The sequence below is a fragment of the Clostridioides sp. ES-S-0054-01 genome, from assembly GCA_021561035.1.
Classification (GTDB): domain Bacteria; phylum Bacillota; class Clostridia; order Peptostreptococcales; family Peptostreptococcaceae; genus Clostridioides.
The window spans coordinates 471,419-486,324 of the sequence record CP067346.1; the positions used below are offsets into that span (position 1 = coordinate 471,419).

At 30.2% G+C, this 14,906-nt stretch carries 12 protein-coding genes and 1 pseudogene; 8 read left to right on the plus strand and 5 right to left on the minus strand.

Annotated features, from left to right (window positions below):
- Positions 1-475: 475 nt before the first annotated feature.
- Together JJC02_02555 and JJC02_02560 are read left to right on the plus strand one after the other, a co-directional pair.
- Complete coding sequence (locus JJC02_02555; protein UDN55091.1) at positions 476-1,159, plus strand: ABC transporter ATP-binding protein; 684 nt, start codon at positions 476-478, stop codon at positions 1,157-1,159.
- On the plus strand, positions 1,156-3,816 hold the full coding sequence (locus JJC02_02560; protein ID UDN55092.1) for an FtsX-like permease family protein: 2,661 nt from the start codon (positions 1,156-1,158) through the stop codon (positions 3,814-3,816). Before JJC02_02555 ends, JJC02_02560 begins: the two co-directional genes overlap by 4 nt.
- A 268-nt stretch (positions 3,817-4,084) precedes the next feature.
- Here JJC02_02560 and JJC02_02565 read toward each other — a convergent pair whose 3' ends face one another.
- The 3 genes from JJC02_02565 to JJC02_02575 form a co-directional block, all read right to left on the minus strand.
- Positions 4,085-5,266 carry a HAMP domain-containing histidine kinase gene (locus tag JJC02_02565; GenBank protein UDN55093.1) on the minus strand — a complete coding sequence of 394 codons (1,182 nt, stop codon included), beginning with the start codon at positions 5,264-5,266 and terminating at the stop codon, positions 4,085-4,087.
- Positions 5,266-5,928 (minus strand): response regulator transcription factor, encoded by a 663-nt coding sequence (locus JJC02_02570; protein ID UDN55094.1) that lies wholly within the window; start codon positions 5,926-5,928, stop codon positions 5,266-5,268. Before JJC02_02570 ends, JJC02_02565 begins: the two co-directional genes overlap by 1 nt.
- Positions 5,929-6,059: 131 nt before the next feature.
- Positions 6,060-6,698, minus strand: coding sequence for a TetR/AcrR family transcriptional regulator (locus tag JJC02_02575; protein ID UDN55095.1), 639 nt, complete (start codon positions 6,696-6,698; stop codon positions 6,060-6,062).
- A gap of 179 nt (positions 6,699-6,877) precedes the next feature.
- Between JJC02_02575 and JJC02_02580 the strand changes: the two genes are divergently transcribed.
- Complete coding sequence (locus JJC02_02580; GenBank protein UDN55096.1) at positions 6,878-7,483, plus strand: MBL fold metallo-hydrolase; 606 nt, start codon at positions 6,878-6,880, stop codon at positions 7,481-7,483.
- Positions 7,484-7,885: 402 nt separating this feature from the next.
- Positions 7,886-10,603: an EAL domain-containing protein gene (locus tag JJC02_02585; GenBank protein ID UDN55097.1), complete on the plus strand. Its 2,718-nt coding sequence runs from the start codon at positions 7,886-7,888 to the stop codon at positions 10,601-10,603.
- Between the two features lie 502 nt (positions 10,604-11,105).
- Here JJC02_02585 and JJC02_02590 read toward each other — a convergent pair.
- Positions 11,106-11,450: a BlaI/MecI/CopY family transcriptional regulator gene (locus JJC02_02590; protein ID UDN55098.1), complete on the minus strand. Its 345-nt coding sequence runs from the start codon at positions 11,448-11,450 to the stop codon at positions 11,106-11,108.
- Positions 11,447-11,677 (minus strand): annotated as a pseudogene (locus tag JJC02_02595) (hypothetical protein). The gene JJC02_02590 and the pseudogene JJC02_02595 overlap by 4 nt, the downstream one beginning before the upstream one ends.
- Before the next feature lie 237 nt (positions 11,678-11,914).
- Here JJC02_02595 and JJC02_02600 point away from each other — a divergent pair.
- The 4 genes from JJC02_02600 to JJC02_02615 are packed head-to-tail and all read left to right on the plus strand — an operon-like array spanning position 11,915 to position 14,906.
- On the plus strand, positions 11,915-12,619 hold the full coding sequence (locus tag JJC02_02600) for a lantibiotic protection ABC transporter ATP-binding protein (protein UDN55099.1): 705 nt from the start codon (positions 11,915-11,917) through the stop codon (positions 12,617-12,619).
- Positions 12,616-13,386, plus strand: a complete 771-nt coding sequence (locus JJC02_02605) for a lantibiotic immunity ABC transporter MutE/EpiE family permease subunit (GenBank protein ID UDN55100.1) — start codon at positions 12,616-12,618, stop codon at positions 13,384-13,386. The genes JJC02_02600 and JJC02_02605 overlap by 4 nt, the downstream gene beginning before the upstream one ends.
- Positions 13,383-14,162: a lantibiotic immunity ABC transporter MutG family permease subunit gene (locus tag JJC02_02610; GenBank protein ID UDN55101.1), complete on the plus strand. Its 780-nt coding sequence runs from the start codon at positions 13,383-13,385 to the stop codon at positions 14,160-14,162. The genes JJC02_02605 and JJC02_02610 overlap by 4 nt, the downstream gene beginning before the upstream one ends.
- Before the next feature lie 51 nt (positions 14,163-14,213).
- Entirely contained in the window at positions 14,214-14,906 is a 693-nt protein-coding gene (locus JJC02_02615; GenBank protein UDN55102.1) for a response regulator transcription factor, read from the plus strand.

The following is a 14,906-nucleotide window of genomic DNA, read 5'->3' on the forward strand; positions in this document are numbered from 1 at the left end:
ATTTATTCATTATGTATATGTTTACTTATTATAAATACAACTTTTCAATAAAATTCATTAATAAATCAATAGAAAAACAACATTTGTAAAAAATAAAAGCTATAAATTATATTAGAAATTTTATAATTTATAGCTTTTATAATATTGATTTAATTTTATCTATAAATATTAGTTACTTCGTTATCAGATGATTTTACTGAGTCGAATGTATGTATAGCAAAATTTCTTTAGTATATAAAATACATTAATTACTAAATTAAATACTTATAGATATTTAAAGATAATATCTTTTAAAGACTATGCGATATATTAAAAGTATAAATAAAATATATTGCATAGTTTTTGTTTTATATTATAATTTTAAATAATATGTAAAAACTAAACAATATTTTTAATAGTAATCGATATTTATATTTATGTCACTATAATGTCATTTTAGGTTGCTAAAATTTAACCATAAAGGAGATGATTGTATATGGAAATACTAAAATGTGAAAATCTCACAAAAATATATGGTTCAAATCAAACCAGAGTGACAGCTCTTAATAATGTAAATTTATCAGTTCAAAAAGGTGATTTTGTATCCATTGTAGGAGCATCTGGTTCTGGTAAATCTACATTACTGCATATGCTTGGGGGAGTAGATAGACCTACATCTGGAAAGATTTATATTGAAGATACAGAAATATCAAGTTTAAAAGAAGAAGCTCTTGCAGTTTTTAGACGTAGAAAAGTAGGTCTTATTTATCAATTTTATAATCTTATACCTACTCTTGATGTTAGAAAAAATATATTATTACCCATGTTACTTGATAAAAGAAAGGTGGATGAGGATAGATTCTCTGAGATTGTATCTATATTGGGATTATCTGATAGATTAAATCATCTTCCAAGTCAACTTTCAGGTGGGCAACAACAAAGGGTATCTATAGCTAGAAGTTTAATCTATAGACCAGCTATTTTATTAGCAGATGAACCAACTGGTAATCTCGATAGAAAAAATTCAGAAGAAATTGTAGATTTGCTAAACTTATCAAATAAACGATTTAATCAGACGATACTTCTTATTACTCATGATGAGAAAATAGCACTAGAGGCAAATCGCATTGTAACTATGGAAGATGGAGTGATTGTCTCTGAAAAGGTGGTGAAGAAATGAATATTCTTCAAGAATACACCTTAGACTTTGTACGACGCAATAAGCGTAGTAGTATAGCTATAATGTTAGCTATATTACTTACTACAATAATGATGTCTTCTTTATGTGGACTGTTGTATACTATGTGGAGTGATTTTATAAGACTTTCAATTGAGAAAGAAGGTAACTGGCATGGTGAATTGTTTGACGATACCTATGGAAGCGACTTATCATTAATTGAAAATTTTTCTTCAGTTGATGATGTAATGGTAAAAGGACAATGGTATGTAGGCAAAATTAATAATGACAAAAGAGATTATATAATTTATAGGAATGCTACATCAGAGTATTGGAATTCTATGCCAGAAAAGGACACTATAATAGAGGGTCGTATACCAAATAATGCTAATGAAATTGTACTATCAAAACAATATTTTGAGAATAATCCAGATGTAAAAATTGGTGATAAAATTACTCTCCCAATAGGAGATAGAATCCTAAATGGAAATTCTCTTGAACCAATAGCTCCAAAATCGAAAGGTGAAAGTTTTAAAAAAATTTCAGAGACTACGTTGACAATAGTAGGAAAAGTAGATGTTACTACTTCGTCAGTTGTACCTGCATATACAGCTCTTGGCTATCTTGACAAAACAAGTATAAAACCTAATGATAGTATAACTGTTTACTTGCGATTTAAAAATATAAGAGACACATATAAGGAACTTCCAAAGCTTGCTAAATCATTGGGATGGAAGACTAATGAATATGGAAAATACAATCTTAAATACAATAGTAGTTATCTTTTAAAGATGTTAGTCTTTTCTCCAGAACAGAAAGCATCTATGAGCAGTATATCAAAATTTTCAACTCCTATTATGTATCTCACAATAGTAATTTTTACAGTAGCCGTGTTTGTAATGGTAATTTACAATGCATTTTCATTATCTGCAAATGCTAGACTTACTCAATTAGGGATATTATCTAGTGTTGGGGCATCACCAAAACAGATTAAAAGGTCTGTAGTGTTTGAAGGTTTTTTATTGACTATTATACCATTGCCAATAGGTTTATTTTTAGGATGGTTATTGTGTAATAGGCTTATAATCTATATTAATTCAGTTAATTATCAAACTGATGCTCCAAAGATAGTATTTACTTATGGTATTCCTGCTTTTCTGCCAGCAGTCTTACTTACAATAGTAACGGTATGGATTTCTGCACTTATACCAGCACGAAAAGTATCAAAAATATCTCCTATAGAGGCAATACGACAAGGAGATAGTGTTAAAATTAAAAAGTCACATAAATATTCATTAGGAAAGATATTTGGAATAGAAGGAGAACTTGCATCAAATGCACTGCGTGCTCGTAAAAAATCTTATCGTACTGCAACAATATCTTTAACATTATCTTTTCTATTACTGACAAGTTTTTTGCATATAATTGCAAATCAAGAAGGGGCAGAAGCTGTTTATGGAAGTGACAATTATAAAGACCAAAGAGATATAGCAGTTTATTTAGAAAATAGTGAACCTGTAGAACCTGCTTTTATTGAAAAATTAAATAATACAGAAGGCGTAAAAAGCTCACTATATTATCTAAAAATGTCTGCTACTACTTGGCTGACTGAAAAAGATGCTTCAAAAGAACTTGCGGAAAATGGAGGCTTTAAAAATATAGTTTCATCTAAAAAATACTCTCCTATAGAACGTGATGGCAAGTTTCGTATAATTTCAAATATAATTGGGCTTGATGATGAGAGTTTCACAGAATATTGCAGACAAATTTCTGTAGACCCAAAGTTATTTTATGATACAAAAAATCCAACTTCAATTGTATATAATAAGGAGGAAGATGTTAATCGTAGCACACGTAGAAATAAAGTATATATAGATTATTTAAATCTTTCAATAGGAGATAATATTAAATTAAATGAAAAAGTATATGATGAAGATAAAGGGGATTATACTTACAATATGAAAGTGGGAGCAATTACAAATACACTTCCTAAAATAATAGACACTAGTTCAAGATATACATTAATGCAAATAGTGCCAATGTCTGTAGTGCAGGAAATATCTAAAAATTATGATGAAGTAGGTAAGTTACGTTCAAATAGGCTGATGGGACTATTTAAAGTGGATAATCGTGATAATATTCCTAAAGTAAGAGAAAAACTAGAGTCCATTTGTAATAAAGATTATGGGTCAGGAGATTATAGTATTGAGGATGTTACAGAAAGCGAAAAACAAAATGCTAATGGAAGAAAGACTATGAATTTGATAGTAAGCTTTATTACAGGGTTATTGGCTATGATTGGATTATCAAATGTATTTGCTACAGTGTCAGGAAATATTAGAAGTAGACGACAAGAGTTTGCTATGCTACGTTCTGTTGGATTATCTCCAGATGGTATAAAAAAGATGCTTGTTTTGGAAGGTTTGTTCTTAGGAATTACACCATTATTACTTAGTATTCCTGTGCAAATAGGGATAGTGTATACTTTTCTGCGTATAAATGAAATATATTTTAGCGAATATTTACCATTTGCACCTATATCTATAATAATAGGTTTTACTATGATGATACTTTTTATTGTAATAGCATCATATATGATAGGATATAAGCAGTTGAAGAATGAAAATATAGTAGAATCTATAAAAAATGAAACAATGTAAATAAAAGATATTTGAACTCATTCAACAGTCTTACCTAAAGACTAGATATAAGTATAGCGATAGTTCAATTGTCCATTTAATAGAATCTAAATACAAATAAAAGTACATTATTAAAATAATAGATAACATAGGTATAGATATGGCTGAGGGTGTCTCAAAATGAACTTTTTAGTTCATGAGGCACTCTTTTTTGTATGAAATTAAATATATTTTTATCATTTCAACAATGAAAAGAGGGCTATCTCTATTTTGAGACAGCCTCAGTATTTTATGTGTAAAACTTAATTATGAATCTTGCACCGCCATTACGGCAATTTTCTGCATGTATAGTACCATTTTGACGTTCTATAATAGACTTTGCTAGAGAAAGCCCTATACCAATACTATCCTTACTAGCGTTTTTACCACGATAAAATCTATTAAAAATATATGGAAGTTCTTCCTGAGCAAACCCCTTACCATTATCCTCTATGATAATCTCAACATATAGAGGGTTTTGACTGTAATAAGCAACGATATGCCCACCATCTTCTATATGTTCACTGCAATTTTTGAAAATATTTAAAAGAGCTTCTAAAGTCCAATTAATATCAATCTCAAATTCTACTGAAGGAGAACCTTTGATAGTAAATGTCTGATGTTTTTCTCTTAAAGAACCTTCTATAGGTTCAATTGCATAAGTAAGAAGAGAATGTACATCTATAAGTTTGCTTTCAAATATTAAAGTACTTGCATCCAATTTTGATATGGTAAGTAAAGATGAAACTAGTCTCTCAAGTCTTGATATTTGATTTGTAAGCCTGTTAAGATAATCTATTTCTTCATCTGGACAATTTTCTGAAAGTAATTGTGCCATAAGTGACATAGAAGTAATTGGAGTCTTAAGTTGATGAGCAATATCTGCAAGGTTATCTGAAAGAGTTTGTCTTTCTTTTAAAGCAAATTCTTTTGAACAACGAAGTTCCCCCACTGTCTTATATATCTCATCTTCAAGATGAGAAAATTCATCTTCACATCGTAAAAGCACAGACTCCTTTCCTAAATTTACTTCTTCTAAGTATCGAGTAAGCTTATTTATTCTATTCAGTTTTTGTCTATTTGTTCTATGTTTGATTATATACACAACTAGAGCCATTGTTGAAATTATACTAAACGATACTACTAGAAAGTAAAAAAAGTTTTTACTCCAAAATGTACTTTTAGAATATCCATGCTTTGATAAAATTTCATTTCCTGTTCTAAAATCATCATTACTAGAATTTTTCAAGGATTTTAGTATACGCTCTGTAGACTCAGGATTGTACTCGTATGATGAACCAAGAGCTTTAGACATTATCTTGTATTCATCAAAAGAAGTTATAGTTGTTAGAATTACACTTAATAAAACAGTTGTAGTTAAGCAGAATATTATAAAAACAACTGTATTGTTGATATTTCTTGGAGTTTTCACTAGCTATCCTCCATTCTATATCCTATGCCTCTTAATGTCTTTATACAAGGTGGATTTTTTAATTTTTCTCTAAGACGCTTTATTGTAACAGTAAGAGTGTTGTCATTTACGAAATTACCATCTACATCCCAGAGCATTTCTAGTAACTTTGTACGAGTCATAGCTCTATTTTTATTTTCCATCAGACTTAGAAGAAGCTTATATTCTCCTGCTGTCAAAGGTACTTCAACATTATCTAAGTATGCTTTGACCTCAGCTTTATTCAAGCTTATATGTCCACATGTAATAGTATTGTTAGTATTAGAATGAGTTCGTCTAAGAACTGCATTAATTCTAGATTGAAGTACTGAAAGCAAAAATGGTTTAACCACATAGTCATCTGCACCCATATCTAATCCACGTATAATGTCTTTTTCATCATCACGGACTGTCAAAAATATCACTGGAGTATCTTCTATACTTTTAACGTATTGGCAAAAGTCATATCCAATACCATCAGGTAGGTTTAAGTCAAGTAGAATCAAATCAATAGTTTTATCAAAATTTTTTTTAGCTTCAGCAATCGTATTATAACAATATACTGTATGATTTTTCTTTTCAAGGGAGGTCTTTATCCCAAATGTAATTGTATCATCGTCTTCCAGAAGAAGTATTTTAGCCATTTACTTTTAGTCCTTTCGTTAATTTAGTTCTTTCATTAATTTAAATTATAGTTTTATGTTTAATATTTTTTATATTAGAGATAGAAAAAATTATCATTTAGGTATATAAACTTTAATTTATAAGCTTAAGTCTATGCCTTAAGTGAATCTATAAAAAGAGCAAGTGTTGTTTCAATAAATTTTTCCTCATCTATATTAAAATTGTTTAGGTATGATTTTCCTGCTACAGATAGTAAATTAAAAAATCCTGTAAGTGTAAATATTGATGAATACATAAGAGTAGGTATTTCAACATCATGCCTAATACTTCCATCATTTTTTCCAGTTTCAAACATTTCTTGTATTTCATCAAACATAAATTTATTAAAAGAAAAAAACTTTTCTTTAAATGGTATTTCGGTGTCTGAGTTTCTAGTTTTTACAATTCCAATCATCCCCATAAGAGATAGTAGAGAAGGTTCTAGACAATAAAATTTATGAAATGCAAAGTATAAAAGTTTTACCTTTTCAAACCCTGTTTTTCCTTTCGCACTTTCTATTTTAACAATATCCCAAAGCCTTTTATATCCTCTTAGAACAACAGCAAAGAATAAATCCTCTTTACACGAGAAATACTTATAAACGGTGCGTTTAGTGTGTTCAACTTCTTTTGCTAATTCATTCATTGTTGTATCATCAAATCCATTAAGGCAAAATAATCTTTCTGCCTTATCAATAATCTCATTTTTTCTTTGTATTTTTTCTTTATCTCTTTTTGACAATTCTGACATGTAAATTATTCCCTTCTATTGATAATAAAGTATACTGGTGGTATACTTAGATAATTACAATATATTTGTATACTATTAGTATACACTGATAAAAATAAAATTAATATCAAGTATTATAACTATTTATAACTTCACTAATTAATTATATAGGCAAAATACCAAATAGGGGGAATTTATTTATGAAAATAAAAGAAAATGTATTAATGTTAGATAGTACTCGTGGCTCAAATTGTTTTATTGTGTTTGATAAAGAGGTTGCTCTCATAGACACAGGTCTTCCTTTTATGGGGAAAAATATAATTAAAGAATTAAAAACACTTGGCATTAAACTTACAGATATTAAGCATATTTTATTAACTCATCATGATGTTGACCATATATCTAATATTAAATTATTGAAAGAAAAAACAGGAGCAAAAGTATGGGCTCATGTAGAGGATATACCTTTTATTATAGGAGAGAAGGATAGACCTGGGTTTAAGAAGTTTATTGGAAAGGCAATTTCCAGAAGGCTCATTAAGGATGTTGAACCTTATGGAGAGAATATGCAGATTGGGAATATAAAAATTATCCATACTCCTGGTCATACTCCAGGGCATGTCTGCATGATTTTTGAAGATGTATTATTTGCAGGTGATTTAGTCAAAAATAAGAATGGAAATATAGTTCCTTATCCTAATCCATGGAATTGGGATTATAAAAAGATGATGAAATCTGTAAAAGAGTTGGATAGTTTGAAATATGAATGGTTATGTATGTCTCACGGAACTCCTTGTATTAAATAAAAAATAGTAATATATCCTATATTGTCTGTTGACTATATCCAACGCTGATGATAATGTCCAAGAAAGAGTATAGGTGTTGAATTTTATGATATGCACTTTAATTTTATATTATCTAATTATGAAGGGGTCAATAATGGATTTAGAAGCACGAGCAAAGATAATATTTAAATAATAAATTATAAGAATCATATAATTATAAATTCATAACATTATATTATTTAAAAAGGTTAAGAGAAAAGAAAGATTTATTGTTGAAGAAAGTAAATTAGGGTAATATAATGAATATGAATAACTAATTTTGGAGGTACTTATATAAGGGGTTATTTATAACAAATAATTTAGAATTACCAGAAGAAATTAGAAATAATTTTTTATTCATATCTAAAATTGAAGGGGGACTATATGAGAAGAAAAAGATTTCTAATCATCTTAAGTGTTGGGATTATTCTTTCAAGTTTGCTATCTATTTACTTGGTCTATAATTTGCAGGGGAATGCTAGAGTCATTAATTATACTGGGCTTGTACGTGGAGCGACGCAACGTTTGATTAAACAAGAACTGAACCATCAGCCAAATGATAAATTGATAAAAATATTAGACGATATTATTAGTGAGCTTCAAGGTAGAAGTGGTGCACATGATATCGCTTACTTAGCTGACCATGACTTTCAAACTAACATGATTCAAATGGAACGAGATTGGGAACGTTTAAAGCAAGAAATATATATTGTTCGTGATGGTGGAAAAAGCACTACACTCTATCAATATAGTGAAGATTTTTTTAATTTAGCAGACAAAGCAGTTTTATCTGCTGAAAAATTTAGTGAGAGCAAGGTTTCATCTACTGAGAATGCTTTGATTATTTTAAATCTTTCATTTGTTTTATTGATTATTTTTATTTATATGTATGATGCTAAACAAGATATTTTGCAAAGAAAACTTGAACTAGCACAAGAGGATAATCAAAGAAAAAGTGAACGTCTTATTAAATTAGCTGAAGACTTAAAGGCTCCAATGAATGATATTTCAGAGCTTTTGTATATCAGTGATTTAGAGACTTATGATTTATTATTTTTAAATAAAGCAGGTATTGAAAGCTTTAAAGTTGAGAAAATCAAAGGACAAAAATGCTATAAGATACTACAGGGAAGAGATGAACCTTGTGAGTTTTGTACAAATCCCTATTTAAAAGAAGGTGAAAACTATACTTGGGAGTTTAAAAATCCAGTAACTGGTCGTCATTATCTATTAAAAGACCGTTTAATTGAGTGGGAAGGTAAACTAGCAAGAATGGAGATAGCTTTTGATACTACAAAATCAGAAGAAGAAAAAATAAAATTACGATTTACACTTGATGCTGAAAAAATAATCACGGATTGTGTAGATATTTTATATCGAGATAGTGACATTGAAAAAGCAACTATGTCTGTACTTGAAAAGTTAGGAAGTTTTTTATCTGCTGACCGTTCATATATTGTTTATATTAGAGATGGTTTGATGTATAATGATTATGAATGGTGTGAAGAACATATTTTATCTCAAAAAAACTGTTTACAAGAACTTCCACTTTCTATTATTGAACGATGGATTCCATATTTTACTAATAAGGAATGTATAGTTGTAAAAGATTTAGAAGAGATTAAATCTACATCACCAGAAGAATATCAAATATTACATAATCAATCTATTACTAGTCTTGTTGTAGCACCATTAGAACAAAATGGAGAACTTATTGGCTATTTAGGAGTTGATAATCCACCTCCAGATAAAATTATGAATATTGCATCATTACTTCAAACCCTTTGTTATTTTATTTCCCTTGCTTGGCAACATTCTAAAACTCAGGAGCAATTAGCAAAGCTAAGCTACATTGATAAACTTACTTCATTCTATAACAGAAATCGCTTCATAGAAGATTCCCAAGTGCTTACCAAAATTGATATTTCTATAGGCATTGTTTATCTAGATGTAAATGGTTTAAAGGATGTAAACGATAAATATGGACATGAAATGGGAGATAAGTTACTAATAGAATGTGCAAGACGAATGAAATTGGTATTTCATTATTCTGATTTTTACCGTTTAGGTGGAGATGAGTTTGTAATTATTTGTCGTGAAATTAAAGAGGATGTATTTAGAAAGAAGATAATAGAATTAAAAGGAGAATTCCGAAAAAAACCTACTTGTCAAGTTGCTATAGGGTCATACTGGGCGAGCACAATTGATGATATAGGAGAAATCATAAAAAATGCAGATGCAGAAATGTATGAAGATAAAAAAGATTTTTATCGTAAAAATTCTGTTTCTCAGAGGTATCGCCATCATAGTGATGAAATGCTACATTTAAGAAAGCCTGAGGTTCTTGAAAGAGAAATAAGGAATAATCGTTTTCTTGTTTACTTACAACCTCAAATTTCTTTTTCAGACCGTTCAATTGTAGGTGCAGAAGCACTTATCCGTTATTTAGATAATTCTAATTCACTTATATCTCCGAACAATTTTCTTCCTATATTAGAAGCATCTGAATTACTTAGCAAAATAGATTTCTATGTATTTGAGTCTATTTGTAAAAAACTTAGAAATTGGATTACTAAAGATATTCCAATCGTTCCAATATCTATAAATTTCTCAGAAGAATCACTTAAAATACCAGAATTTGTGAATTGTTTAGTATCAACTTGTCAATATTATCACGTTTCTACCAAATACATAAAAATTGAAATAACAGAAAGAGTACATGATGAGAAGCACTTTGATGTGAAAAAAATTATATCAGATTTAAGAGCTGTTGGTTTTGCTGTTGCAATTGATGACTTTGGAACTGAGAATGCAAATCTAGCGTTACTTTCTGAAGTTGAGTTTGATATATTGAAATTAGATAAGAGTCTAATTAATAATATTGTATCGAATTCTAGAACAAAGGTGATTATGGAATATATTACAGGAATATGTCATAAGTTGAACATTTATATGGTTGCTGAAGGGATTGAAACTGAGGAACAATTTTTTACACTATTACAATGTAGAGTTGAAATAGCACAGGGATATTTATTTAGTAAACCCATTTCAATTGATGAATTCGAAAATAAGTATCTAATAAAAAGTCATCAACTGATTTAGATGACTTTTTTTGTTATAAATATATATTCTCATGTTATTGATGAAATGTATGGAGAAGCTTAAGACAAAATAGCAGATTAATTATAATAAAAGTAAGTAGAATATGTTAACCAAAACGAAAGTTAGTAAATTGAATAAATAATTGGTAAAGAAGAATGATACATAAAAAATAATCTAAGAATACATTGATAGATTTCATGTGATACAAAAATAGTGATACACAAGATTTTTTGAACATCATCATTTTGTATTTATGTAATAACATTGTTGTTATTTTATACAAAAAATTAAAATAGTGGCAACAATTGAGGATGTGAGGGAGAGTTGCCACTATTTGTATAGGGTATTATATTATGTTTTTAAGCTAGTTTTACTATCTTCTATGTTTATATAATAAACCTTGTATATGAATTTAATCGATAATTAATATGAAAATTATGTGAATTTTTTAGAATATAGAGTAAAGTGATACCCCATCCTTTTTTGATACTAGCAATCCTATTTACCTATCCTTCTTAATCGTCCTTTTATTTAAGATTTCTCTCAATTCCTCAGTGTCATCTTCAGATAGTTTATCATTTTCTAAAAAGTTTAGTACCATAGAATTAAGAGTACCATTATAAAAACGATTTAAAAAAGAACGACTTTCTGTAGCTACGTATTCTTTCTCCTTAATAAGTGAAGTATAAACGAATACTCTACTACTTTTTTCGTATGTTAAAGCCCCTTTTTTAACTAATCTCAGTAACATTGTCTGAGTCGTTTTAAGGCTCCATGTACTTGTTTTTACCAGTTTCTCAATTACTTCAGTAGTGCTAATAGGAGCATATTGCCAAATAATCTTCATAACTTGATATTCTGCTTCTGAAATCTGTGGTAGTTTTTTATAATTTCAACCATTTTTTTTATATCTTCTGATGCCATTTCAAACTTTGATTTTTCAATCAATATATTTCCACCAGTCATAATATATGATGGAAATATTCTTAAGTTGTCATAATAAAGTTCATTGTTACGAAGTTTATATGTTGATATAGAAGGAATAGCATTCTTTTTTGTATGTTTTTTAGTAATCTATTGAAAGCATAGGAGAAATAAACTGTATATTGTTATAAATAAAAGGTAACAAAAATAAATTAGTTTTTAAAGTTTTTAAGAGTATTTGTACTAGTGATAAAATGAATGAGTTGTGGAGTCTAGATAAAAAATATTTTTTATTAAATTTGATAGGTGTTATAGAATTGTTATTTTTTCATGTTAGTATTTTCTTAGTAATAGAATTCAACGTATTACAAGAAAGGAGAAATATACATGAAAGATTTAATTCTTGAAACAAAAAAATTATCAAAAAAATATGGAGAGCAAATGGCGGTTAACAATGTTTCTCTTCAAATTGAACGAAATAGCATATATGGACTTTTGGGACCTAATGGTGCAGGAAAATCGACAACGCTTAAAATGCTTGTTGGGCTTCTTCGTCCAACACATGGACGTATTATTTTTGATGGGAAACCTTGGAAACGAGAGTCTCTTGCAAATATTGGTGCCTTAATAGAATCTCCTGCTTTGTATGGGAACCTTACAGCAGAGGAAAATTTGCTAGTACACACAAAACTTTTGGGAATACCTAAAGATAAAATTTATGAGGTACTGGAGATAGTCAACTTGAAAAATACAGGTAAAAAGAGAGCTTCCCAATTTTCTATGGGTATGAAACAAAGGTTGGGAATTGCTATTGCACTTTTAAGTGACCCAGAATTGTTGATACTGGATGAGCCAACTAATGGACTTGATCCTTTTGGAATTCAAGAACTCCGTGAGTTGATTGCATCTTTTCCAAAAAAAGGTATAACAGTAATTCTTTCTAGTCATATTCTGTCAGAGGTTGCTCAAGTTGTAGATAACATTGGAATTATAAGTGGAGGACAACTACTATTTCAAGGAGCACCTGACCCTAATGAAAATCTAGAGGAATTCTTTTCAGATACTATTCTTAAAGGAGGACAAAAAAGATGAATAGTTTACAATCAGAGCTTCTAAAATATAAAAGAACATTTGTGGGAAAACTTATTGCTTTTTTCCCAGTATCCTTTGCAGCGTATGCACTTATAATGCAAGGAACACTTATGCAAAATCCATTATCTCAATCGAATTCTTGGGAGTGGCAAAATCTTTTAGCATTAATTTTTAACTGGTGGACATTTATGTTCTTGTCTGTTGGCTTTGCATTGTTTGCTACTTTGGTAGCTGCACAGGAAAAAAAAGCTGGAAATTATCGTGCTTTACGTACACACAATGTATCTCCTATGGTACTTTGGATTAATAAAATTATGGCTATGGCAATCTACAGTTTGATTTCAACATTAATTTTAGCAGTTGTAACAATTATAACTGGTTTAATATTGAAAGCTGGACCAATTCCTTTTGGGCAGATTATAGGGGCAAGTATTGTATGTTGGGTTGTCTCTCTTGCTATACTTCCGATTCAGTTATTACTTGCTACGTGGAAAGGTATGTTCTTAAGCATGGGAGTTGGATTTTTAGGAATGATATTGGGTGTTCTTGCTGCGACACAACCATTTTGGATTGCAGTACCATGGAGTTGGGCAATTAGGATGGTGTGTCCAATCATTAAAGTACATCCTAATGGTACTATATTACAAGCTGGAGACCCACTTTTGAATACTTCAGTAATTCCTATTGGGATTGTTGTTTCTTTGGTTGTGCTTCTAGTATTAACAGCACTTACTGCAGTTTGGTTTAGTAGGAGGGATGACAAATGATAAAACTATTATCATCAGAATGGCTTCGAACAAAGAGAACAGCCGTCCGATGGCTTACTCTTTTTATGCCTGTTATTTTTTCATTATGTGTGGTTGCCTATCTTGCAATCAAACCTGGGAGTACACAAGCATTTGCTTTTGAAGGATTTTTTACAGTATGGACTGTATTCATCATTCCTATGGGGGTAGGTGTTCTGTCAGGATTTATAGTGTATGAGGAAGAACTTGCTGGAAATTTTAATGGTTTTTTATGCATAGGTATTTCTCGTGTTAGATTATATCTTGGAAAATTTCTTTTTCTCCTTTTTTGTTTAACTGTATGTACATTTATTGCTACGTTGATACTCTGCATAGGTATGAATATTGCAGTGCCATCTGGTGCACCAGTAGGGCAATTTATGGCAGCCGCCGCACTTGTGGTAATCGGGTCACTTCCACTTTTAGCTATTCACCTTTGGGTGAGTTTTGCATGGGGAATGGGTGCATCTATTGGTATTAGTGTTGGTGGGGTTTTAATGGCTGCAATACTTGGGTTAACAAGTATTGGTTCAACAGTTGGCCCATTTGTTCCATGGACATGGCCAGTAAAATTGGGTATGCTTCCAGGCACTTACTTTATTAAAGGAGATGGAACTATTCCAACTGAAGAGATTTATTCTGGAATGATACAATCAGCTACTATACATTTTGTAGCAGTGGCAATAGGTCTAATTATATTCTTGATAGGAGGAGTTATTTGGTTTAAAATATGGGAGGGAAGGAAAAGTTACGAGTAGATGGATATTGCTTTAGTACTCACCTTCTCATAATATAAAGGAGGTGTTATATTGAGCAAAATATTGATTATTGATGATGAAATAGACTTAGTAATGCTACTTGAAGATGAATTGAAAGCAAAAGGTCATGAAGTGTTGATAGCCTCTGATGGGCTGACAGGTGTAGAGTTATCAAAAATGGAACCTGACCTTATTATACTGGATATTATGATGCCTAAAATGGATGGTTTTGAGGTATGTCAGGCAATTCGAGATGATGTTCTGTGTCCGATTATATTTTTGAGTGCAAAGCAGTCGGAGACCGACAAAATCAAAGGATTAACTTTTGGAGGGGATGATTATGTAACAAAACCATTTGGACTGCGTGAACTTATAGCAAGAATTGAAGCTAATCTCCGTAGAGAAAAGCGTTCACAGTATATCAATGAAGAGAATAAACGGTCTACTTTGTACTTTGGAAGATTATGCCTCTATATGAGGGAGCGTACAGTTAAAATTGATGGAAAGGATATTGATTTAACAAAAAGGGAGTATGATATTGTTGAGTTGTTAGCACTTCATGCAGGACAAGTTTTTTCTAGAGAACAAATCTATGAAAAAGTATGGGGATGTGATTCTGAAGGTGATTCCGCAACTGTTGTTGAACGAATCAAAAAAATACGTGCTAAGTTTGCTTCCGTAATACCAGAAAAAGAATATATTTCTACGGTCTGGGGAATTGGATATAAGTGGAATAGAATGTAA